Raw genomic sequence first — 20,023 nt, forward strand, 5'->3', positions numbered from 1 at the left:
CCAGCCAGGCCTGGCTGGACTACGTCATGCCGTACCAGCGCGACGAGCGCACCCGCAACAGCCTGCTAAACGTGGGCCTGGGCATGAACGGCGCACTGTTCGACCTGCCCGCCGGCAGCGTCCGTTTCGCCGCCGGCACCGAATGGCGCCGCGAGACCCTGGACACCCGCGACGATGCCGACACCGCCAAGCTGCACAACATCGTCTGGTCGCCGGGCAATGACCATGGCCTGCACCCGGACATGAGCGCCAGCCGCCGCGTGGCCGAGGTCTACGGCGAAGTGGTGTTCCCGGTGCTGGCCGATCTGCCGGGCGCCCGCCGCCTGGACGTCGAAGCCGCCTACCGTTACTCGCACTACAGCGACAACCCGTCCACCAACACGTGGAAGCTGGGCATGATCTGGTCGCCGTTCGAGGACCTGAGCCTGCGTGCGGTCAAGGGCTTCAGCACCCGCGTGCCGAACTTCGGCGAGCTGTATTCGCCGGTGAGCATGGTCACCCTGGGCCATATTGCCGACCCCTGCCAGGAAGGCCGTGTCAGCCAGGACAAGGACCGTCCGGCCAACTGTGCGGCGACCGTACCGGGCTGGACCGGCCCGTTGCCGACCCCGAACCAGAACGCCCCGCGCGTGTTCACCGGCGGCAATGCGGACCTGGATCCGGAAACCTCCGATTCCTTCTCCTACGGCCTGGTGTGGCAGCCGGGGTTCGTTGACGGCCTGGATGTCACCGCCGACTACTGGGAGATCGAGATCGACAACGTCATCACCTCGATCGCCTACGGCACCATCATGAACAACTGCGTCAATGCCACCGGTGCGCCGGACATGGGCTATTGCCAGTTCGTGCACCGCCACCAGAGCGATGGCCCGGGCCACCTGGCCGGTGAAGTGGATTACATCCAGGCGCAGTACGCCAACCTGGCCGGCCGCAAGACCCGCGGCATCGACTTCGGCGTGAACTACCGCTTCAACCTGGGCCCGGGTAGCTACCGCATCGGCCTCAACGGCACCCGCAACCTGGAGCGCCGTGTCATTGCCCAGCGCGGCAGCGCAGGCACCGACAACGTGGGCCAGTTCCAGTACCCGGATTTCAAGGCCACCCTGCTCAACCGCTATGACATCGGTGATTTCAGCTTCGGCGTGAACACCCGCTTCATCAGCAAGAGCCTGTACGCGGTCAACGACCAGTCGCTGGAAACCCGCGAAATGCCGTACGTGCCGGCCTACTGGCAGCATGACCTCAACATCGGCTGGGCCCCGACCAGCACGTACTCGGTCTCGCTGGGCGTGAAGAACGTCACCGACAGCAAGGTCAAGCATCCGGTGCTCAGCGCCTTTGCCACCACCCCGCACCTGACCGCCGACTCGGTCAACAGCAACAACGGTGCGGCCTACATGGACGGCGTCGGTCGCTACCTGTACCTGACCCTGAAGGCCGACTTCTGATGCAGGCGTCGATGATCAAACCGCTGCACTGGCTGGTGGCCGGTGCGGCCCTGGCCAGCGCCGGCAGTGCGCTGGCGCACGATGCGGTGGCCGAGCGGCTGCGCCATCCCGACGAGGTGATCGTGGTGGCCCACCGCGGCTGCGTGGGGGAGGCGCCGGAGGTGTCCGTCGCCTCCATCCACGCCTGCGCCGGCAAGGGCATCAACGCGGTGGAAATGGATGTGCGCACCACCCGGGATGGCCATCTGGTGGCCATCCACGATGCCACGGTGGACCGCACCACCGATGGCAAGGGCAAGGTGGCGGAGATGACGCTGGCACAGCTGCAGCAGCTGCGGCTGCGCCGTGCCAACGGCGGTCCATCAGTGGTGGTCACCGACGAGCCGCTGCCGACGCTGCGCGACATGCTGCTGGCCGCACGCCAGCACGGGTTCATTGTTCACCTGGACATCAAGCAGGCCGGCTATGCGGACGTGGCCGCACTGGTGGACGCACTGGGCATGCGGGGGCAGACCACGGTGTGGGTGACCGGCAGGCCCGGTGACCCTGCCCACCCGGATCCGGCACTGGCCGGGGTGCTGGGCGTGGTACCGCGCATCCAGGAGTGCCCGGCCTCGCGCGGGCCGGGCTGCAAGTCGGCCCCGCTGGACACCATGCCGGGCTTCGCGGCCTACAACCCGCCGGGCTACTTCCTGTGGTACCTGACCACCGACGAGGAATTCCGGCAGTTCCACGCCACGCCCAAGGCCTCCGGTGCACGCTTGATGACCGAGACGCTGTGGGAGGTCGACAACCTGCCCACGCCGCAGCGTCACCAGCGCTACCGCCAGCTGCGCGAGCTGGGCGCCACGTATTTCATCACCGACAAGCCGGCCGACATGGCGGCGTTCTTCCGCGGCATGGAGGCAGAAAAATGACAATTTCTTGCCTGGGGAAGGCCCTGCTGGCCGGTCTGGTGATGGTGGGCGGCACGGCAGCGGCCGCCGACCCGGACATCATTGCCCACCGTGGCGGTGCACTGCTGTGGCCGGAAAACAGCCTGTACGCGTTCAAGCAGGCGCAGCAGATGGGCGTGGACTACCTGGAGATGGATCTGCAGCTGACCGAAGACAACGAGCTGCTGGTCACCCACGATGCCGATATCAATCCCCAGTTCTGCACGCCGGCGCCGGGTGTTGGCCTGGTGCCCAAGCCGGTGCGTGCCCTGACCCTGGCGCGCAGCCAGCAGTTCGACTGTGGCCGGGCGTCACGATCGATCTATCCCGATGCCGAAAAGCGGGACGACATCCGGATGCCGTCGCTGGCCTCGGTGTTGGAAGCCTTTGCCGGTGACCGGCAGAGGCGTTTCTTCATCGAGACCAAGATGCCCAAGCCCGGTGCACCGGGGGCGCCGATCGATACCACCCTGTACGCGGCCAAGCTGGACCAGCTCATCCGCAAGCACGGCCTGGAGGACCGCGTCATCCTGCAGTCCTTCGACTGGCGCACCCTCGAGGCGATGCGCCTGCTGAACCCGGCTGTCCGCACCTGTCCGCTGGCCGTGCCACGGCACAGCAGTGACTACCTGGGCACCCTGGAGCGGCTGGGAGCGACCTGCATCGTTCTGTCGGCCGCAGAAACCACCGCGCAGCAGGTGCGTGAGCTGCAGTCGGCCGGCGTGCTGGTGTTTTCCGGCGTTGTGGATCATCAAGACGATTGGGCGCAGGCACTGCAGTTGGGCTACGACGCCATCTTCACCAACGATCCGGTGGGGCTGGATACGTTCCTGCGCACGCACTCGGCGCGGTGACAGGGGCGTCGGCGGATACGCCGATGACGTAGACCGAAAAACAGGGGTCAGAGTGCACTTTCATGCACCTGGCCCGTTTTCTTTATGAGCAGGTAGAGGCTTCCGCCCGCTGCGCGTGCGGGTGACTTTTGAAGCCGCAAAAGTCACCAATACGGCTTCTCGCCGGGTCGCGTGCCGCTGCGGCCTGCGGCCACAGCGGTGCCCTGCGCTTCTCGCGTTCCGGGGCGGCGCGGGAACTCGCTGCGCTCAAACACCCCGCGCCTTCATCCCCGGCCCGCTGCGATGCTCGGCACGCTCTACGGCTCGGGCAGGTAGAGCAGAAGCTCACGGCAACGGCAACGGCAACGGCAACGGCAACGGCAACGGCAACGGCAGCAGGAGTGCGCGCACTTGCATGGTCCGCTTGCTGGTCTGGCCTTTTCCCTTGCCGCATCACCTTGCATTGTTTGCCGGCAAACAGACAATCTGCAGCGAAACGATCCCGGGGAGGGGTAATGAAGCGACTGATGTTGGGAGCGGTTCTGGGGTTGCTGGTGGTTGGCAATGCACCGGCGGCATCGCCGCAGGAGGTGTGGTGGACGCAGTTGCAGGCGCTGTGTGGCAAGGCATTTGCGGGCAAGGAGGTGTGGGGCGCGCCGGGTTCGGCCTTTGCCGCGCAGGACATCCGCATCCACGTGCGCGAGTGCACGCCCGAGCGCATCCGGGTGCCGCTGGTGGTGGGCGATGACCGCTCGCGTACCTGGGTGTTCACCCGCACCGAGGCCGGTATCACCCTGCGCCATGACCATCGCCATGCCGATGGCAGGCCGGACACCATCACCCAGTACGGCGGCACCACGGTCAACCGTGGCAGTGCCCAGGTGCAGGTATTCCCTGGTGACCAGCTCACTGCCGAGGTGATCCCCGGTAGTGGCATCAGCAGTGTCTGGCAAATCACGCTTGAACCCGGCCAGCGCCTGATCTACGCCGGCAACCGTGTCGGCACCCCGCGCGGCTTCCAGATGGACTTTGACCTCACCCAACCCGTCGACGCACCGCCCGCACCGTGGGGCTGGGAGTGAGCGGCGCAGCTTGTGCAGCAAGCGCATGCCTGGCGTGGCGTGGGTAAGGGTCGTCGACGCCTGATCGTCAGCCGCGCGGATGGGGGTGCCGGCCGACAACCGCATCGGCGTCCTTGCCACCGACGCCTCGCGTGCCGATTCCGACAGCCTGTTGCAGCGGCTGGCCAGCACCACGGCGGCGCCTGCCCAGGTGCAGACAGCAGTGCAGGAATCAATGACCCCGGGGGGACGATGAACACACAAGGCGGATGTTTGCGAGCAGCGGCAGTGGGATGTCTGTTGGCAGTGGGGGTGTTGTTGATGGGCTGTGCCCACACCCCACCTGCGGCCAACGCGCAGGCCCCCGGTGGGGTGGATGCGCTGCGGCTGCCATCCTTGCCGGTCAGCCTGGCCGAGCACACCGGTTGGGGCCCTTTGCCGGCAACGGCCCAGGCCTGGCTGGTGGACGGCCTGCAGGCCGGGCATGGGATGCCGCGCGCGGTGGCACAGCTGGTGGCATCGGCACCAGTGGCCACGGCTGCCGGGCAGCCTTTCCATGCCCGCCACGAATCGCCGGCGCTGTGGGTGCGTCACTTCCGTGGCCCAGGGCGGGGCGGCTGATGACGTGGCCCTGTATGCCCGTGTGGACTGCAGCGGGCTGCGCAACCTGGCCATCCGCCAGCGCCGGCTGGAGGCCTCGACCGCGGCGGCGGCCGGCTGTACCTGGTTGAGCCAGCAGCCGGCCGGGGTGCTGGATACCGGGGCCAGGTTGTACCGCATCGATGGCAATGGCCGGATGACACCGCAGACCCGGGTGGGCGGGCGCTTGTTCCCTGCGCTGGATGCGGCGCAGTGGCAGCGCCTGCGGGCGCAGGGCGCAGGTGAGCCGTTCCTGGATGCCGGAGGCTGGGCAAGCAGCAATGCCAGCGCGGTCCTGTTGGAACAGGACCCGGAGCGGGACCTGCCCGCCGACACGCCGGGCTACGGGCAGCCGTATGACGGTGCCGTGCTGGGAGGCTGGTTGCGCTGGGACGGGCAGAATTTCGTGGTCGAGGGGCCATCGACCGGGCCGTAAGGCCAACCAGGCTGACGCGCCAGTTTGGCTTGCTTGTTTGAAACGTACTGATGCTGAAAGCAGGTAAGGGCTTTCGTCCGCTACACATGCAGGTGACGTGAACCAGGCGTATGTCTGTTATGGAGTCAATGGCGCCCCAAGGGTCATCGAAGGAGCGCAGCGACTAAAGGAGCAGTCGGCTGGTAGGGCGGGCAGCGATGGTGCGCGTGAATTTCTTGCCTGGCCTGTGTTGCGGCAGCTTTCAGTCGCATCGTCGCTCTTGTGCTTCTGGTGTGCAGAGAGTGTGCGCGATGTCACCCTGCATGTGCTGTTTTGGTCAGCGCACGGGGCTAAGCTGGGCAGGCCGTGCAGGTTGATGCGAGGTATGCCATGAGGTTGCGCAACGCATCTGTGCCCTTTTTTTTGCTGGCACTGTGCATTTCCATCTTGACGACAGGGTGCAGCATGAAAACACCATTACTGACCGAGGAATCACTTTCCCAGCGGATCAATGACCTGCTCAGCGAGCAGGATTCCGTCACCGTACAGGCGGGTCGGTTGACCGATTTCTCCTGGCAGAAGCTGTGCTTCCGCCGCGATGATGTTTTGAGCTTGGAGTTCCAGATCGACGGCACCTTCCATCGTGTGCCACTTCCGTATGAGGCGTTCTTCGTCGATGAGGGGCACGTTGCCAATTCGCTGGAAGATGCCTGCGTCACACCATCGGATTTGATTGTGGTTCGGCGCAAGTACCCCGGATACGCCGGGCCGGTGGAGTTCCAGTCGGTGCCGGCGGGCAACGAGGATTGACCGATGGAAATCACCCGGGATATCAAGAAAGCCATCGAGCAGGATGCTTATCGTTACTACGAGCAGTTCAGCGGCATAACGTTGGCCCGTCGGGCAGATGGAAGTTTCCGTTCGCAGGGGCACAACGATGAGCTGGATGCTTTCCGCCATGCCTATACCAGTGGCCGGGTCACCCAGCTGGCCATGGGCCAACAGTGGGTAGCCCGCCGTTTTGGTGACGATGCCGAGATCGGCCCGGCCCACCCTAACGATCCCTACGAACACCGCATGGATCTATGGAACAACGAGATAGGGCGCCGCTTGGGAGACGAGGCATCGGGCAAGGATGAGCTGGCACGCGGGGTGCTCCAGGCCATGGAACAGGGCCAACTGGTAACCAGCATTGAAGATGCACGTTTGCGCAGTGTCTATCTTTATGACCAGCGGCTGGCCTTGCCGGTAGGGCATCCCGAACGCGAATTGGTCGATGCGCGTGATGTCGATCGGATGAACGCGGATATCGTTCGCCTGCAGCGGCAGGCGGGGCAGCGCTTCCCTGACGACCATCCTGACCGCATGTATTTCGATGCATTGCGCCAACAACTGCCGTCCACGCTCAGTGACACCAAGGTGGCTGAAGTGCTTGTGGCAGGCAAGCAGGCTGGTATTGAGAGCCGCGAGCAGCTTGATCGCGCCCTGCTGTTGGGCGAGCGCATTGTGGTCAGTGGTGTTACTCCCGGGATCCGGGCGGTGGTGGAGGCACAGACGGCCGCACCAGACATGCAACAAAGCGTGTACCAGGCCGACCAGCACAATGCCCTGCATGCCTACGAGCAGGGGCGACAGGAGCCATCTGTGGGCTACGGGGGGCGCTGAGGCCCCAGTCCCAAGGTTTCATGGCCTGGGCTGAACAACAATGGGGGCAGGTTCTTGGGTTTCCCCACGTTTTTATGCGATCAGGGACATCTGATCCTGTGCCTGCGCTGCGTGCAGGTTTCATTCGACGGTGAAGCTCACGTTGAGCACATCGCCGTGCTTGCCGGCCGGGTAGTCGGCCGGGGCGCGGAAAATGCCATCGACATGGCTGTCCGGGAAGGTGGCCGCGTAGAAGGTGGCCGCTTCCAGTGCGTCATGGTCGAACCACAGGCAAACGGTATTGCGCGCGATCATCACGGCGTTGCTGCTGCACCGGGAAGGCCGAGCAGGTTGATGAAGCCGCCATACACCATGCGCTTGCCGTCGAAGGGCATCGGCAGGCTGTCGGCCTGCATCCGTGGGTCGTTCTCCATCGCCTTCCAGCCGGCATCGCGGGTGGCCTTGTCCGGCCACCGCACCCAGGAAAACACCACGGCCTCGCCGTCGCCGGCCTGCACCGCGCGGTGGAAATCAGTGAGCTTGCCGTGTGGCACATCATCGGCCCAGTTCTCCACCACCTGCAGTGCCCCGTATTCCATGAACACGGTGGCCATGTACTGCGCATGGGCCAGATAGGCGGACTTGTTGGCCACCGGCACGGCGGCAAGAAAACCATCGATGTAGGACATGGGCAGTGCCTCGCTTGGTCAGGGCCGTGTGCGACAACCGGGGGCGGAGGTGTCGGGAAACCCAGCATCGGCGTGCAGGTGTTGCCCGGATGTGGAGAGACTGTTTCCGGACAGGAGCCGATGCGCTTTCAGTCAGCGCCATGACTGGCCAGGCGTGTGGGTCAGGTTGATGCGGCCTTGTCTGCCCGTTGGTGGCGAACAGGGGCGGCATCCGGTGCAGGGGCAACGGCCTGCCTGACTTTTGCTCAGACAGTTGCTCGCTGGCGCCTGTATGACGGCAACGCCGGCGGCTGTGACCCTCAGTGGTGTGCACCGGCCTGGCCTTGCCCCGACAGCGTTTGCCTGCCGCGTCATCCTGGCGGAGGCGCGCCTGCAGCCTGCTCAGCGGGAGCAGGCTGGCGGCACTGGCAGGCGGCAAGGCCGACGCGGTTGGCGCCAGGGCACGCAGGGGGCGCAGGTAGACTGTGGGCCACCGGGTGCTGGACCCGGCCGCAGAGGAAATGACATGGCGTTTGTGACAACGGCTTCCGGCCTGCAGTACGAGGACAGCGTGATCGGTGTCGGTGCCGAGGCAAAGCGTGGGCGCACGGTGGTGGTGCACTACACCGGCTGGCTCTACAACGATGGCGTGCAGGGCAGGAAGTTCGATTCCAGCAAGGATTTTGGTGAGCCTTTCATCTTCCCGCTCGGTGCCGGCGCGGTGATCCAGGGCTGGGACGAGGGCGTGGCCGGGATGAAGGTCGGCGGCAAGCGCAGCCTGATCATTCCGCCGGGCCTGGCGTACGGCAAGCGTGGTGCCGGGCGCGACATCCCGCCCAATGCCACCTTGCTGTTCGAGGTCGAGCTGCTCGGGGCCTGAGCCCCGGGTACCGGGCAGTGCCGGGATCGCCCCGGCTGCGGTGCCTGGGGCGACGCGGGTGCAACCTGGCGTGTCGTGCTGGCGGCACTACGGCGCGGCGGGCATCTGCCCTGCCGCACCGTTGCCGGCCTGCCGGCTCAGTCCAGGCGCCAGCGCACCCCGGCATACACGCTGCGGCCTTCGCCCGGCGTGGAGCGGGCCAGGTCGCGGCCCGCGTCGTCGTAGCCCGGGGTCACGGTGGCGGCATAGCGCCGGTCACCGAGGTTGCGCACTTCCGCCCAGGCCTGCCAGCGCCCGTCCGGGGCGTCGTAGCCGATGCGGCTACCGAACACGATGCGGCTGTCGGCCCAGTAGCTGTTGGCGTAGTCCACGGCCATGCGCGAGGCGTAATCGGTACTCAGCGCCGCATGCAGGCCGGAGCCGTGGTCAAAGCGCAGTTCGGCCTGGTAGGCATGGCGTGGCAGCCCGGGCAGGCGGTTGCGGCCGAAGCGGGCATCGCCGCGGTAGCGGAAATCGCTGAAGGTGTAGGCCTGGCGCAGCGACAGCCGGCCGGGTGCGGCCTGCCACAGGGTGCTGTCCAGCCCGGCCTCCACGCCGCGGTGCAGGGTCGGGCTGGCGTTGTTCTCGGCAATGAACAGGTTCGGTGCCGGCTGCAGCTCGACACTGAGCAGCTCGTGCCTGAGGTGGGCGTGGTAGCCGGTCAGCTCCCATTGGCCCAGGGCAGCCTGGCCGCGTGCGCCCAGCTCCAGCGTGGTGGCGGTCTGGCTGCGCATCGGCACCGGCGCGCTCTGGCGGCCGCTGGACGGGCCATTGCCGGCGGCGAAATACTGGTTGGAGCCCCAGATCATCGACCACGGGTGCGGCGCTTCCAGCGAGCGGCTGAGGTTGCCGAACCACTGCGTATGCGTGCTGTGCTGCCAGCTCAGGCCCAGGCGCGGGGCGTAATCCCAGTCCTGTTCACGCAGGCGGCCACCGGTTTGCGGCCAGCGCACCTGCACATCGCGGCGGGTGTGGACCAGGGCCAGCCCGGTCTGCAGCTCCAGGCGCTCGGCCAGCGCCAGCCGGTTGCCCAAGTGCAGGGTGCTGTCGCTGCCGTGGTGGCTGAAATCGCGGGTACGGGTGCCGGCCGGGTAGCCGTTGGCAGGTCGGCGCAGCGATTCACGCACATCGGCGTCCAGGTCGTGGGCCAGGCGCAGGCCCAGCGTGGTTTCGCTGTCGCGGCCAAACAGCGGGTGCCGGCGCTGGTAGTCCAGGGTGGCGTTGAGGCCGGCATAGTCCAGCTGCTGGCGGTACAGGCTCTCGTTCAAATCCATCGGGTAGCGGTGATACACCAGCCCGGCCTGCAGCGTGCTGTCGGCATCCAGCTGCAGCGTGGTCACATTGCCGATCCAGCTGCTGCCCGGCTGTGGCCGCTGGGCATCGATGGCCAGGTTGGCCGGGTTGGCCGCACGCGGGTCGTTGCGGATCTGGGCGCGGGTCAGGCGCCCGGGCGTCTGGTGCGCGGTCTGGCGGTAGCGTACGAACAGCCGGGTGTGCAGGTCCGGGCGGAGCTGCCAGCCGAGGTTGGCCATCGCGCCCTGGCCGTCGCCGGCGGCATGGCGCTGGTAGCCGTCAAATTCGGTATCGGCATAGGCCAGGTAGTAATCGTGTTCGCCATCGACCCCGCCCCAGCCCAGGCCGCGCCGCTGGTAGCCGCGGCTGCCGGCCTCGTAGTGCAGCTGCAGGCCGGGTGAATCGCGGCCGCTGCGGCTGATGTAGTCAATCGCCCCGCCCAGCGCCAGGGCGCCACGGGTCATGCCGTTGGCGCCGCGCAGCACCTCCACCCGCGACAGCCACAGCGGTTCGAGCAGCTCGTACGGGGTGCCGCCGGCCCCGGTCAGCGGCAGGCCGTCGATCGACACCGCGATGCCCGAGCCATGTGCGCCGGGGCCGCGGTTGATGCCTGAGCCACGGATCGAGACCTTGGTGCCTTCATTGCCCGGGGAAGCGGCGCTGATGCCAGGCTGGTAGGCCAGTACGTCGGCGCTGCTGGCCAGCCGGCGCGGCGTGCTGGCCACGTCGATCACGTTGCTGGCCCCGGGCAGGCGGCGTAGCCGTTCGCGGGCCTGGGCGCTGGCATCGGCCGCGGTGACCTGGATCGCATCCAGGGTGGTGGCTGTGTTGGCCTGCGTGGCGGCCAGGGTGGCCGGGGACAGGGCCAGGCCGATGGCCAGGCACAGCGGAACAACGATGAAGCGGCAAGACGGATAGGACATGCGCAAGCAGACAGACGTGGGCCAATTCAGCTGGCCATTATGCGCAGCCGGCCGCGACCAGGCCGTACGGCCCGGTGCGGAGAGTGCTGCCCACGCCTGTGCCCGTGCAGTGTGCCGCCAACACGGCAGCAGTGCGGCTGTGAGGCCGTGCGGTCTGTAATGGCCACCCACCCGGGGTCCGTCACCTCCCTGCCAACGCACGGGCAGCTATAGTGGCGGCCCGCTCGCTTCTGCTGGAGATTGCCATGGTGACCATCCGTTCCCTGCTGGTTGGCGGCTTGTTGCTGGCCAGCCAGCCCGCGCTGGCCGCGCCGCTGCCCAACGCCGCCGCAGTCGAGCAGGCGCTGCGCGCCGCCGGTTACACCCAGATCCATGACCTTGAGCGCGACGATGGCCTGTGGGAGGCCGATGTCAGCCGTGCCGACGGCGTGTTTGCCGAGATCTATATCGACCCGGCCAACGGCGAGATCTTCGATGCCCATGATGGCCGGCCGTTGCTGGATTCGGCGGCTATCCTGCAACGTGCCGCTGCCCATGGACTGAAGGACGTCCGCAAGCTCGAGCGCGACGGCGCCACCTGGAAGCTAGAGGCGCGCGATGCCCGCAACCATGCCGTCGAGGTCCGCCTGAGCGGGTTCGATGGCCGGGTGCTGCATACCCAGCGCGAGTACTGGTGGGATTGAGCCCGGGCACGCTCGCGCCGCTGGCCGGGCACCCGGCAAGGCCTTGGGCAGCAGGCGCAGACTGGCCGGCAGGGTGCCGCGTTGTTGCTTGCGGTGCCGGGGTGGTGGCGGCAGTGCGGCCATCGCGCTGTTGATTGAGTGACGGTGCAGGCACGCCGCTTTGCTGTGGCGGTGGCGCCTGCTTCACCGCCGCTGGCGGGGCGCAGTCGCGGGTGCTCAGGCCCTGCCGTCGCCGGCAGTACTTGATCAGACCGCCCGCGGGCCGGGGACAGGGGTTGCGGCGCAGCGGCTGACGCCTCCGGCTGCTCGGAAGGGGGGAGGAAGGGCTGCACAGACACTTGATGCCGGCTTCACCACCGCCACATGCCGCAGCTGTCAGGGTTGATCCCCCACTGGTTGCGGAGGATTTTCCCCATGTCCACCCCCGATGAACTGCAGGACAAGCTCTGGAAGGCGCTGGAAAGCGATCACACCCTGATGCTGGGTGTTCCCGAGGCCGAATACGGCCATCTGCGGCCGATGACCGCGTTGCTGGATGGTCGCCACAGCCCGCTGTGGTTTTTTGCCCGGCGACCGAACGCACTGATCGACATGGCCGATGGCCAGCGCACGGCGGTGGCATCGTTCGTGGACAAGGGGCATGACCTGTTTGCCTGCCTGTCCGGCACCTTGCATGTGCACGATGGCCCCTCGGTGGTCGAGCGGCTGTGGCGGCCCAGCTTTGCCAGCTGGTTCGAAGGCAAGGATGACCCGCGCCTGGTGCTGCTGCGCTTTGATGCCACCCATGCGGAAATCTGGCAGGGCGGCAATACCCTGCTGGACGGCATCAAGACCCTGCTGGGCAAGATCGATCCGGACCGTCTGCATGCCGATGAGCATGCCAGTGTCGACCTGCGTTGAGTCGTTGTGCCTGCCGTAGTGCGGCTGGTCGGGAGCGGCCCCTGGCCGTGCAGGCGAGGGGCGCTGCCGGCGACGACCGGCGGACAGGGCTGCCAGCACCTGCCCGGCGCGGTGATGACAGCGCTGGTTACAGATAGTCGCCGCGTGCATTTTCGGCGCGTGCGGCGCCAATGGCGGTTTCCACGTTCTTGCGTTCTTCCGGTGGCGGCAGCACCGCCGGCATGCCCAGTGCCTGCAGCCACAGCTCGCGGGCCCAGCCAGCGGTGTGGTACAGGTGGTGGTCTTCCTGTTCTTCCACGGCCTGGTAGGCCTGCCTGAGCACCCTGGCATGCTGGCCGCCCTGTTCGGCGACGCGGCCGATCAGTTCCCAGTTCTGGTGGTCCTTGGTCTCGGCCAGGACCACGCATTCGGCCGCGACCAGTTCTGCCGCGGCCGGATCGCCGGCCTTGATCGCCATCTGGATCGCCTTGACCAGTGATTGCCCGTGATGGGCGACGATCTGCCGGCCCGGGCTGTCAGCTTCGGTATCCAGCCCCAGCGTGTGGAATACCTGGGTCAACACTTCCTCATGGGTCATGGTCTGGTCCAGGTATTCCTGCCATTCATTGCGCAGGTCCTCGTTCTGTGCGGCCTCGATGGCGGCGGTGTAGATCTGGATGCCGCCACGTTCGGTTTCCAGTGCCTGGAGCAGTAATTCGGTGAGCTGTGTGTTGTTGGTCTTGCTGGCCATCTTGGTTCCTCCGACAGTGAGCCGGCAGCTTTTCCCAGCGTTGGCAAAGAGCGTGTGACAGGGTCGGAACGTCGGCCGGGTTCAGTTTTCTGACCAGGGAAACTGGCGCCGATCATGCGGGTTTTTGTGACCTGCGCAGCGTTTTGAGGTTGCGCCTGCATTCACCTTGAGCAACGTGCCTGTGCCCTGTGGCGCCCCTTGGGCGGTGGGGCCGGGCCTGCGCCGGATCAGGCATCCGCCTGCCTGGCCGGGCGCAAGCGGGTGCCTGCAAAGGCAGCGCGCTACACGGGACACGCCGGCGTGCTGTGGCGTTACTGCCGGGCGTCCAGAAAGGTGATGTGTCCGGAGGTTTCCAGCACGGCCAGGCGTACCTGGGCCAGGGTTGCAATGTCGGCTTCGCGGCGGGCGCTGTGGAACTCGTTCTCGCTGATGGCCGCGGCCTTGAGCCGTTGCCCGAACAGTACGCCGTTGCTGGCCAGGATCACCGGCTCGCCCTCCAGCAGCTTGTCCAGCCTGGGCGAGTAGCTGGACAGCCGACCGGTGAGGGCATTGAGCAGCAACAGGGTGGCGGCCAGGATCAAGCCGCCACCGAGGGAAATGTCATCGCCGAGCAGGGCGTTCTGCACCGAGTTGCCCAGCAGCACGATCAGCAGCAGGTCAAACGAGGTGGCCTGGCCGAGCGTGCGTTTGGAGGTGAGGCGGATCAGCAGCAGTACTGCCAGGTACACCACCACGGCACGGGCAATGAATTCCCACCAGGGCATGGACAGCGAGAAAAACCGCTCGATGGCGCTGGACACGGGGCAGGCTCCACTCAGGACAAGGTCCGTCATGGTGCCGGGCGCGCGTCAACCGCCTGTGACCATGGCCATCGCCTGCGCTGTGCTTGCCGTTTGCCGTTTGCCGTTTGCCGTTTGCCGCTGGCCCTGGTCCGGCCAGCCGTTTGTCTGCCAGCGGCCTGAATCCGTGCTGCTGGACAGGATCACCACGCGCTAGGCTGTGGCTTTCTGGTTTGCAGGAGAGTGTCATGGCGGTAGTGCTGCAGGTGGATTTTCCGTATGCCGGCCCGTGGGGCGAGGCAATGCATGCACAGATGGCCGATCTGGCCGTGTCCATTGCCGGCGAGCCCGGGCTGATCTGGAAGATCTGGACCGAACAGCCCGACAGCAACCAGGCCGGTGGCATCTACCTGTTCCAGGACCAGGCCAGTGCCCAGGCCTACCTGGACATGCACCGTGCGCGCCTGGCCGGCTTTGGGGTGCCGCAGGTCAATGCCAAGCTGTTCCAGGTCAACCGGCCGCTGTCGTTGATTGACCGCGCGCCGCTGTGAACCACCCCGCCGCAGGGGATTGCTGCTGACTGCCCGCAGCCAGCGCGCAGGCCCTGCTGGCTGCGGGAGGCTGTGGTCCATGCCCATGCCCATGCCGGGCATGGGGTTTTGCTTGCTGAACTGTGCCCGCGGTCAGGGTTTTGCACATTCCCGCCAGATTCTGCTCATGAAGAGTGGCAAGTAGTGACGCTGTGCGTCAGTATCTGCCCCGTTGGGTAATCGACTCAGGGAGTGGTCACCATGCTTGTCGCGCTGCTAGTGGGATTGATTGTTGCCGCCGGGGTCTGGCTGCATGACCGGCGTCAGCGCGACAGGCAGTTGCAGCTGGCACAGGAGCAGAGCTTTTCGCAGTTGCGTTTTCCGACCTATGGCCAGCGCCTGACCGGGGCGGAAGTGACGGTGATCCGGCGCGATCAGTGCCCGCCGCCGGCACCGGTGCTGCCGGCCGCGCAGGCGGCCGCACAGGCCTCCTGGTGGTACTGCGTCGGTCCACGACGGACCTGTTACATGGCGGTGGCACTGTGTGAGCGGCAGTGGTTGCGCTGGCAGGTGCGCTGGGTGGTACGGCCGTTGGATGAGCAACACATGCGCCAGGCCCTGGATGGGGACGACGAGGCGCTGTGGCTGGCGTTTGGTGAAGTGGGTGAGCGTGGTCTGCAGTTGTGACGTGGGGCAGTTGATCGTTGCTGATTGGGTAGCATTGGGAGTGTGGCGACAGCCGGCAGAGCTGTATTGCCAGCCGCGCCGGGTGACCGGCGCGGCTTTTTCTTTGCACGCCTGCTGACAGTTCGCGCCGCCGTGCTGGCGTCGTCTTGCCGACAATGTGAAGATCACGCCGCTGCCTGGAGACCGGCAGCGCACCGACATACAGGGATGAGGTGAAGGCGATGACCGGCGTGAGGCTGGGTTTGTTGGCCAGGTGGCGGGGCGCGGCGAACGAGGCCGCACAGGCCAGCCAGGCATCGGTGCTGGCGGCCAGCCTGCAGCGGCTGCAGCTGCAGGGCACGCCAGTGCGGGTGCTGACCGGGGTGACGGCCGGACAGCTGCCGGCCGCGTGGTACTGCCAGGGGCCGGGACCGTGCTGGTACCGGGCCGATGCGCAATGGCGCTGGACATGGCGTGGATGGCAGCTGTGCTGGCAGTTGCAGGCGCTGGATCAACAGCAGCTGTGGCAAGCCCTGCAGGCTGACCCGCAGACCTGCCACCGGGTGTTCGGAAAACTGCGCGGCCGGCGGCTGTATGCCTGAATCAGCTGCCCGCGGTTGAGGCGGTTGTTGCCTTGCCCGGGTGCTGTGCCCCAGCGCTGATTGCCACTGTGCATCCCCCGCTGCCGGCCGCGGCACAACACCGGCAGCGTGGTCCTCGCCCGGGCCGCGCCGGCAGCAGCAAGCGGGATGCTGGCGCCGTTCCGTTCCGCGACCCCGTCGCCGGTATTCGGCTGGCCCTAGAATGGGTCCATCTGCAGCCTGGAGGCGATATGAGCATCTTGAACTTCATCCGCAAGGAACTGATCGAGATCATCGAATGGACCGATGATTCGCGTGACACCCTGGCCTACCGCTGGCCGGATGAGGATCGCCAGATCAAGAACGGTGCGCAGCTGATCGTGCGCGAATCGCAGGTGGTGCAGTTTGTGGCTGCCGGCCAGTACGCCGACCTGTTCGCGCCGGGCAAGCACACCCTGAGCACCGAGAACATTCCGGTGCTGTCGACCATCCTGGGCTGGAAGTACGGCTTTGAGTCGCCGTTCAAGTGCGATGTCTACTTCCTCAACACCCGGCTGTTCACCGGCAACAAGTGGGGCACCGCCAACCCGGTGATGCTGCGCGATGCCGACTTCGGCATGGTCCGCCTGCGCGCGTTCGGTACCTACGATTTCCGCATCGTCGATGCGCCGAAGTTCCTCAAGGAAGTGGCCGGCACCGACCACAATTTCCGTCTGGACGAGTTTGCCGAAACCATGCGTTCGCGCATCGTCAGTGTGTTTTCCGAGGCACTGGCGCGGGCCGGGGTGCCGGCACTGGAGGTGGCCGCGCGTTATTCCGAGCTCGGTGACGCCCTGCTGCCGATCATCAACCCGGTGATGACTGACAAGTACGGCATCGAAATCACCGCCTTCGTGGTCGAGAACGTTTCGGTGCCGGCAGAAGTGGAGCAGGCCATCGACAAGCGTTCGAGCATGGGCGCGGTCGGCAACCTCAACGATTTCGTCAAATACCAGATGGGCAAGGGCATGGGCGAGGGCGGCGAGGGTGCTGCCGCAGCCGCGGTGCCGGCGCAGATGGCGATGGGCTTTGGCATGGCCCAGGAAATGATGAAGTCGATGCAGCCCGGTGCGCAGGCCGCGCCGCCACCGTTGCCCGGCGCAGTGAGTGCCGGCGCCGCGGCGGACAACGGGCTGGAAGTGCTCAACCCGGAGCAGGCTGCGCAGATCCTCAGCGTATCGGTGGAGGACGTGCTGGCGGCCATCGAGGCCGGTGAGCTGAAGGCACGCCGCATCGGCAATGCCACCCGCATTGCGCGTTCGGCCCTGGACGCGTTCCTGCGCGGTGAGTGAGGCCCCGCAACCGCCGCCGCTGCCCGGCCGTGAGGACATCACGGTCGGCAAGCATGCCTGTCAGGCCTGCGGCGGCGACATGCTGTGGGATGCGGCGCGGCAGATGCTGCGCTGTCCGTTCTGTGGCACCCAGGCCGCCTGGAGCCCGGCTGCCCCGCCGTTGCCGGGCCAGGAAGGCATTGCCGAGCTGGACCTGGAAGCGGCCCTGGCCTCTGCCGGCCAGCACCGGGGCTGGGGCGAGGCCAGCCGCGAGGTGCGCTGCCAGAGTTGCCAGGCGGTGTCGGTGTTCCAGGCCGACCGCGTGGCGCAGCGCTGCGAGTTCTGCGGCTCGCCATCGATCATCGACCACCAGGCCAGCGAGGAGGCCATCACCCCGGGCAGCCTGCTGCCGTTCCAGCATGCCGAGGGTCAGGTACGTGACCTGCTGCGGCGCTGGTATGGCAGCCGTCGCTATGCACCCAGCGCACTCAAGCGGGCGGCGCTGACCGACACCCTGCATGGCATCTACCTGCCGTACTGGACCTTTGATGCCCATGTCGATGCCCGCTGGCGCGCCGATGCCGGGCACTACTACTACGTGCCGGTGAGCTACCGCGACGCCAGTGGGACCACCCGCACACGGATGGAGCGGCGGGTGCGCTGGGTGCCGGCCAGCGGCGAGCTGCAGCACTTCTTCGATGACCTGCTCCAGCCCGGCTCGACCGGAGTGCATGCGCCCCTGCTGCGCCAGATCGGGCCGTTCCCGGTCAAGGAACTGCGGGCCTATTCACCGGAATACGTGCGTGGCTGGACAGTGGAGCGCTACCAGGTGGACCTGCCGCGCGCAGCGCAGGCCGCTGCCATGCAGATGGACCAGCGCACCCGTGAGCTGTGCGCCGGCCAGGTGCCGGGCGATACCTACCGCAACCTGCAGGTGCAGGCGCGCTACAGCGGGCGCACCTTCAAGCATGTGCTGGTGCCGGTGTGGCTGGTCACCTACCGCTATGGACGCAAGAGCTACCAGGTGGCGGTGAACGGTTATACCGGGGTGGTGGCCGGCGAGCGTCCGTACAGCGTCTGGAAGATCCTCGGCGCAGTGCTGGCGGTCCTGGCCGTGCTCGGCCTGCTCTGGCTGCTTCTGCGCTGAAGGCTCAGGCCCGGCGACCGGCCGGGAACTGCCGCTGCAGCTGCTCCAGCAGGGCATCCTTGTGCTCCCACAGCTGGTTGACCCAGTGCTGGAACTCGGCCCGGTACTGGGCGTCCTGTTCGTAATTGCGGCCAAGGAACTGGCGTGGGATCTGGATTTCCTCCAGCCGCACCACCACCTGCTGCATGCGCCCGCACAGCAGGTCCCAGAAGCTGGGCCGGCCATCGGGATAGTGGATGGTGACGTTGACCAGGGTCTTGAGCTGTTCGCCCATCGCGTCGATCACGAAAGCGATGCCACCGGCACGCGGCTTGAGCAGGTGCCGGTACGGTGACTGCTGGGCGGCGTGGCCGGCGGCGGTAAAACGGGTGCCTTCCACAAAGTTGGTGATCGCCACCGGGATCGCGCTGAACCGGGCGCAGGCGCGGCGGGTGGTTTCCAGGTCCTTGCCGCGCTTTTCCGGGTGCCGGGCCAGGTAGGCCTTCGAATAGCGTTTCATGAACGGGAAATCCAGCGCCCACCAGGCCAGGCCCATCACCGGCACGAAGATCAGCTCCTTCTTCAGGAAAAAGCGCATCAGCGGAATGCGCCGGTTGAGCTGGTACTGCAGCACGAAGATATCGACCCAGCTCTGGTGGTTGGAGGTGATCAGGTAGGAGGCATCCCTGCGCAGGCGCTCGCCACCGCTGACATGCCAACGCGTGCGCTGGACCAGGTCCATCCAGAACTTGTTGCAGCTGATCCAGCCTTCGGCCACCCACACCAATGCCCGCCCCGGTGCCTGTCGCAGCCGCGCCGAAGGCAGCAGCAGTTTGACCAGGGTCAGTGGAAACAGCAGCAGCGCCCAGCAGGCGATGTTGATGCCCAGCAGCGCGCTGGCGAGGATTCCGCGGACAACGGGGGGCAAAAAATGCAGCATGGGAAACCTTGTTGGGAGCCGTGGTCCGGCGTGCCCGCGGGTGGTCGGGCCGCTTGCGTTCACGGCATACGGCAAAGTACGTTGGGCCATGATACAAAACCGGCATTTGCCGGCGTGCCCCGGCCTTGACGACAGCGTTGCCGCAGGCTGGCATGATCACAGCCTCGAGCAGGGAGCTCCCGGGAGTCGTGGATGTTCAGGCAATGGATGATGGCGCTGCTGGTCAGTGCAGGGACTGCGCCGCTGGCGCTGGCCGGTGCGGTGGTTGCACCGGCCAACGGACACTATGCGACCCAGCCGGGATCGGCCGAACTGGTGATCAGTTTTGATGGCGCGCAGCGCCGTTTTGCGTTGGATGGCAGTTCGCGCAATGGCAGCAGCTGCTCGCTTTCCGGCGTGATCCAGCTCGGTGCCGGCCGGGTCATTGCGCGTACCGTGCAACCCGATGCCCCGGTCTGCCAGCTGCAGCTGCGCCCGGAGGGCGATGGCTGGCGTACCCAGGTACTGGATGTGGCAGCGTGCCGCCAGCATTGCGGGATGCACAGCGAGATCGCCGCGCTGTTCCTGCCACTGCCCGACGCCTGCCGCTGGAACATGCGTGAACAGACCCGCGCGCGCTTCCGCCAGCATTATGAGCGGCGCAACTACGAGCAGGCATTGCAGATACTGGATGGGCTGGAGGCCGAATGCGGCGGGTTTATCGATTGGCTGGAGGCCGATGCCATTGCCAATGACCGTGCGATTACCCAGTTCCGTCTCGGCCAACCGGCGCAGTGCCTGCGCACCCTGGGCAAGACCCGGGTGGCGGGATTCTCATCGTTGGAGCAGTTGGAGCAACTGCGCAGCCGGCTGCAGTTGTCGCGGCTGGAACACCAGGCCTATCTGCCGGTGGCGCAGGCCACGCTGTACAACCGCAACAAATGCCAGCAGGCACTGGCGGCGCGCTGAGCGGACGGTATTGGCAGCTGTTGCAGGGTGGGTTGCCGCTGCAATGTTGGCC

22 protein-coding genes and 1 pseudogene are annotated in these 20,023 nt (G+C 66.6%); 17 read left to right on the forward strand and 6 right to left on the reverse strand.

Annotated elements, in window-relative coordinates:
• The 8 genes from ABB25_RS10065 to ABB25_RS10100 form a co-directional block, all read left to right on the forward strand.
• Nucleotides 1–1,448: TonB-dependent receptor domain-containing protein (locus tag ABB25_RS10065; protein WP_152981171.1), on the forward strand; the 1,448-nt coding region annotated here is incomplete at its 5' end.
• 11 nt (nt 1,449–1,459) lie between these two features.
• Nucleotides 1,460–2,365 carry a glycerophosphodiester phosphodiesterase family protein gene (locus tag ABB25_RS10070; protein ID WP_160319430.1) on the forward strand — a complete coding sequence of 302 codons (906 nt, stop codon included), beginning with the start codon at nt 1,460–1,462 and terminating at the stop codon, nt 2,363–2,365.
• Nucleotides 2,362–3,237 (forward strand): glycerophosphodiester phosphodiesterase family protein, encoded by an 876-nt coding sequence (locus ABB25_RS10075; RefSeq protein ID WP_057666415.1) that lies wholly within the window; start codon nt 2,362–2,364, stop codon nt 3,235–3,237. Before ABB25_RS10070 ends, ABB25_RS10075 begins: the two co-directional genes overlap by 4 nt.
• 494 nt (nt 3,238–3,731) lie before the next feature.
• Nucleotides 3,732–4,298, forward strand: coding sequence for a hypothetical protein (locus ABB25_RS10080; protein WP_152981172.1), 567 nt, complete (start codon nt 3,732–3,734; stop codon nt 4,296–4,298).
• 267 nt (nt 4,299–4,565) lie between these two features.
• Nucleotides 4,566–4,898, forward strand: a complete 333-nt coding sequence (locus ABB25_RS10085) for a hypothetical protein (RefSeq protein ID WP_152981173.1) — start codon at nt 4,566–4,568, stop codon at nt 4,896–4,898.
• A gap of 4 nt (nt 4,899–4,902) precedes the next feature.
• The gene (locus ABB25_RS10090; RefSeq protein ID WP_152981174.1) at nt 4,903–5,352 is read left to right on the forward strand and encodes a hypothetical protein; all 450 of its coding nucleotides are present in this window, start codon (nt 4,903–4,905) and stop codon (nt 5,350–5,352) included.
• 444 nt (nt 5,353–5,796) lie between these two features.
• On the forward strand, nt 5,797–6,141 hold the full coding sequence (locus ABB25_RS14580) for a hypothetical protein (protein WP_057666668.1): 345 nt from the start codon (nt 5,797–5,799) through the stop codon (nt 6,139–6,141).
• 3 nt (nt 6,142–6,144) lie between these two features.
• A complete protein-coding gene (locus tag ABB25_RS10100; RefSeq protein ID WP_057666423.1) occupies nt 6,145–6,996 on the forward strand; it encodes a DUF6973 domain-containing protein in 852 nt (283 codons plus the stop codon).
• A 126-nt stretch (nt 6,997–7,122) separates the two neighbouring features.
• Here ABB25_RS10100 and ABB25_RS10105 read toward each other — a convergent pair.
• Both ABB25_RS10105 and ABB25_RS10110 read right to left on the reverse strand, forming a co-directional pair.
• Nucleotides 7,123–7,290: pseudogene (locus ABB25_RS10105) on the reverse strand (VOC family protein); the annotation flags it as partial.
• Nucleotides 7,290–7,664 (reverse strand): DUF1428 domain-containing protein, encoded by a 375-nt coding sequence (locus ABB25_RS10110; RefSeq protein WP_057666425.1) that lies wholly within the window; start codon nt 7,662–7,664, stop codon nt 7,290–7,292. The gene ABB25_RS10110 and the pseudogene ABB25_RS10105, both read right to left, overlap by 1 nt.
• A gap of 505 nt (nt 7,665–8,169) precedes the next feature.
• On the opposite strand from ABB25_RS10110, the gene ABB25_RS10115 reads away from it, so the two are divergent.
• Nucleotides 8,170–8,523: an FKBP-type peptidyl-prolyl cis-trans isomerase gene (locus ABB25_RS10115; protein ID WP_057666426.1), complete on the forward strand. Its 354-nt coding sequence runs from the start codon at nt 8,170–8,172 to the stop codon at nt 8,521–8,523.
• 137 nt (nt 8,524–8,660) lie between these two features.
• Here the strand turns inward: ABB25_RS10115 and ABB25_RS10120 are convergent, their stop codons facing one another.
• Nucleotides 8,661–10,778 carry a TonB-dependent receptor family protein gene (locus ABB25_RS10120; protein ID WP_057666428.1) on the reverse strand — a complete coding sequence of 706 codons (2,118 nt, stop codon included), beginning with the start codon at nt 10,776–10,778 and terminating at the stop codon, nt 8,661–8,663.
• A gap of 248 nt (nt 10,779–11,026) precedes the next feature.
• On the opposite strand from ABB25_RS10120, the gene ABB25_RS10125 reads away from it, so the two are divergent.
• A complete protein-coding gene (locus ABB25_RS10125) occupies nt 11,027–11,461 on the forward strand; it encodes a PepSY domain-containing protein (protein WP_244477802.1) in 435 nt (144 codons plus the stop codon).
• A 414-nt stretch (nt 11,462–11,875) separates the two neighbouring features.
• The gene (locus tag ABB25_RS10130; RefSeq protein WP_057666429.1) at nt 11,876–12,361 is read left to right on the forward strand and encodes a pyridoxamine 5'-phosphate oxidase family protein; all 486 of its coding nucleotides are present in this window, start codon (nt 11,876–11,878) and stop codon (nt 12,359–12,361) included.
• Between the two features lie 127 nt (nt 12,362–12,488).
• Here ABB25_RS10130 and ABB25_RS10135 read toward each other — a convergent pair whose 3' ends face one another.
• Together ABB25_RS10135 and ABB25_RS10140 are read right to left on the reverse strand one after the other, a co-directional pair.
• On the reverse strand, nt 12,489–13,091 hold the full coding sequence (locus ABB25_RS10135) for a ferritin family protein (RefSeq protein ID WP_057666431.1): 603 nt from the start codon (nt 13,089–13,091) through the stop codon (nt 12,489–12,491).
• Nucleotides 13,092–13,402: 311 nt separating this feature from the next.
• Nucleotides 13,403–13,879, reverse strand: a complete 477-nt coding sequence (locus ABB25_RS10140) for a DUF421 domain-containing protein (RefSeq protein WP_152981185.1) — start codon at nt 13,877–13,879, stop codon at nt 13,403–13,405.
• A gap of 239 nt (nt 13,880–14,118) precedes the next feature.
• Here ABB25_RS10140 and ABB25_RS10145 point away from each other — a divergent pair, with 239 nt between their 5' ends.
• The 5 genes from ABB25_RS10145 (at nt 14,119) to ABB25_RS10165 (ending at nt 18,104) form a co-directional block, all read left to right on the forward strand.
• A complete protein-coding gene (locus tag ABB25_RS10145) occupies nt 14,119–14,421 on the forward strand; it encodes a monooxygenase (protein ID WP_057666435.1) in 303 nt (100 codons plus the stop codon).
• 240 nt (nt 14,422–14,661) lie between these two features.
• The gene (locus ABB25_RS10150; RefSeq protein ID WP_152981175.1) at nt 14,662–15,087 is read left to right on the forward strand and encodes a hypothetical protein; all 426 of its coding nucleotides are present in this window, start codon (nt 14,662–14,664) and stop codon (nt 15,085–15,087) included.
• Between the two features lie 221 nt (nt 15,088–15,308).
• A complete protein-coding gene (locus ABB25_RS10155; protein WP_152981176.1) occupies nt 15,309–15,668 on the forward strand; it encodes a hypothetical protein in 360 nt (119 codons plus the stop codon).
• Nucleotides 15,669–15,898: 230 nt separating this feature from the next.
• Nucleotides 15,899–16,978 (forward strand): SPFH and helix-turn-helix domain-containing protein, encoded by a 1,080-nt coding sequence (locus ABB25_RS10160; protein WP_057666441.1) that lies wholly within the window; start codon nt 15,899–15,901, stop codon nt 16,976–16,978.
• Nucleotides 16,971–18,104 carry a TFIIB-type zinc ribbon-containing protein gene (locus ABB25_RS10165; protein ID WP_211259311.1) on the forward strand — a complete coding sequence of 378 codons (1,134 nt, stop codon included), beginning with the start codon at nt 16,971–16,973 and terminating at the stop codon, nt 18,102–18,104. Before ABB25_RS10160 ends, ABB25_RS10165 begins: the two co-directional genes overlap by 8 nt.
• A 4-nt stretch (nt 18,105–18,108) precedes the next feature.
• On the opposite strand, the gene ABB25_RS10170 is transcribed toward ABB25_RS10165, so the two are convergent.
• Entirely contained in the window at nt 18,109–19,023 is a 915-nt protein-coding gene (locus ABB25_RS10170; protein ID WP_057666443.1) for an acyltransferase, read from the reverse strand.
• Between the two features lie 192 nt (nt 19,024–19,215).
• On the opposite strand from ABB25_RS10170, the gene ABB25_RS10175 reads away from it, so the two are divergent.
• Entirely contained in the window at nt 19,216–19,971 is a 756-nt protein-coding gene (locus ABB25_RS10175) for a hypothetical protein (RefSeq protein ID WP_152981177.1), read from the forward strand.
• The last annotated feature ends 52 nt before the right edge of the window (nt 19,972–20,023 follow it).

Origin of the sequence: Stenotrophomonas koreensis (genome assembly GCF_001431525.1) — a bacterium.
GTDB classification, from domain to species: domain Bacteria; phylum Pseudomonadota; class Gammaproteobacteria; order Xanthomonadales; family Xanthomonadaceae; genus Stenotrophomonas; species Stenotrophomonas koreensis.

Bases quoted from the DNA above. Each gene is read 5' to 3' on its own strand.
- ABB25_RS10110 (WP_057666425.1), bottom strand. From the start codon at position 7,664: ATGTCCTACATCGATGGTTTTCTTGCCGCCGTGCCGGTGGCCAACAAG.
- ABB25_RS10150 (WP_152981175.1), top strand. From the start codon at position 14,662: ATGCTTGTCGCGCTGCTAGTGGGATTGATTGTTGCCGCCGGGGTCTGG.
- ABB25_RS10155 (WP_152981176.1), top strand. From the start codon at position 15,309: ATGACCGGCGTGAGGCTGGGTTTGTTGGCCAGGTGGCGGGGCGCGGCG.
- ABB25_RS10170 (WP_057666443.1), bottom strand. From the start codon at position 19,023: ATGCTGCATTTTTTGCCCCCCGTTGTCCGCGGAATCCTCGCCAGCGCG.
- ABB25_RS10075 (WP_057666415.1), top strand. From the start codon at position 2,362: ATGACAATTTCTTGCCTGGGGAAGGCCCTGCTGGCCGGTCTGGTGATG.
- ABB25_RS10145 (WP_057666435.1), top strand. From the start codon at position 14,119: ATGGCGGTAGTGCTGCAGGTGGATTTTCCGTATGCCGGCCCGTGGGGC.
- ABB25_RS10135 (WP_057666431.1), bottom strand. From the start codon at position 13,091: ATGGCCAGCAAGACCAACAACACACAGCTCACCGAATTACTGCTCCAG.
- ABB25_RS10115 (WP_057666426.1), top strand. From the start codon at position 8,170: ATGGCGTTTGTGACAACGGCTTCCGGCCTGCAGTACGAGGACAGCGTG.
- ABB25_RS10070 (WP_160319430.1), top strand. From the start codon at position 1,460: ATGATCAAACCGCTGCACTGGCTGGTGGCCGGTGCGGCCCTGGCCAGC.
- ABB25_RS10160 (WP_057666441.1), top strand. From the start codon at position 15,899: ATGAGCATCTTGAACTTCATCCGCAAGGAACTGATCGAGATCATCGAA.
- ABB25_RS10175 (WP_152981177.1), top strand. From the start codon at position 19,216: ATGTTCAGGCAATGGATGATGGCGCTGCTGGTCAGTGCAGGGACTGCG.
- ABB25_RS14580 (WP_057666668.1), top strand. From the start codon at position 5,797: ATGAAAACACCATTACTGACCGAGGAATCACTTTCCCAGCGGATCAAT.
- ABB25_RS10080 (WP_152981172.1), top strand. From the start codon at position 3,732: ATGAAGCGACTGATGTTGGGAGCGGTTCTGGGGTTGCTGGTGGTTGGC.
- ABB25_RS10100 (WP_057666423.1), top strand. From the start codon at position 6,145: ATGGAAATCACCCGGGATATCAAGAAAGCCATCGAGCAGGATGCTTAT.
- ABB25_RS10130 (WP_057666429.1), top strand. From the start codon at position 11,876: ATGTCCACCCCCGATGAACTGCAGGACAAGCTCTGGAAGGCGCTGGAA.
- ABB25_RS10120 (WP_057666428.1), bottom strand. From the start codon at position 10,778: ATGTCCTATCCGTCTTGCCGCTTCATCGTTGTTCCGCTGTGCCTGGCC.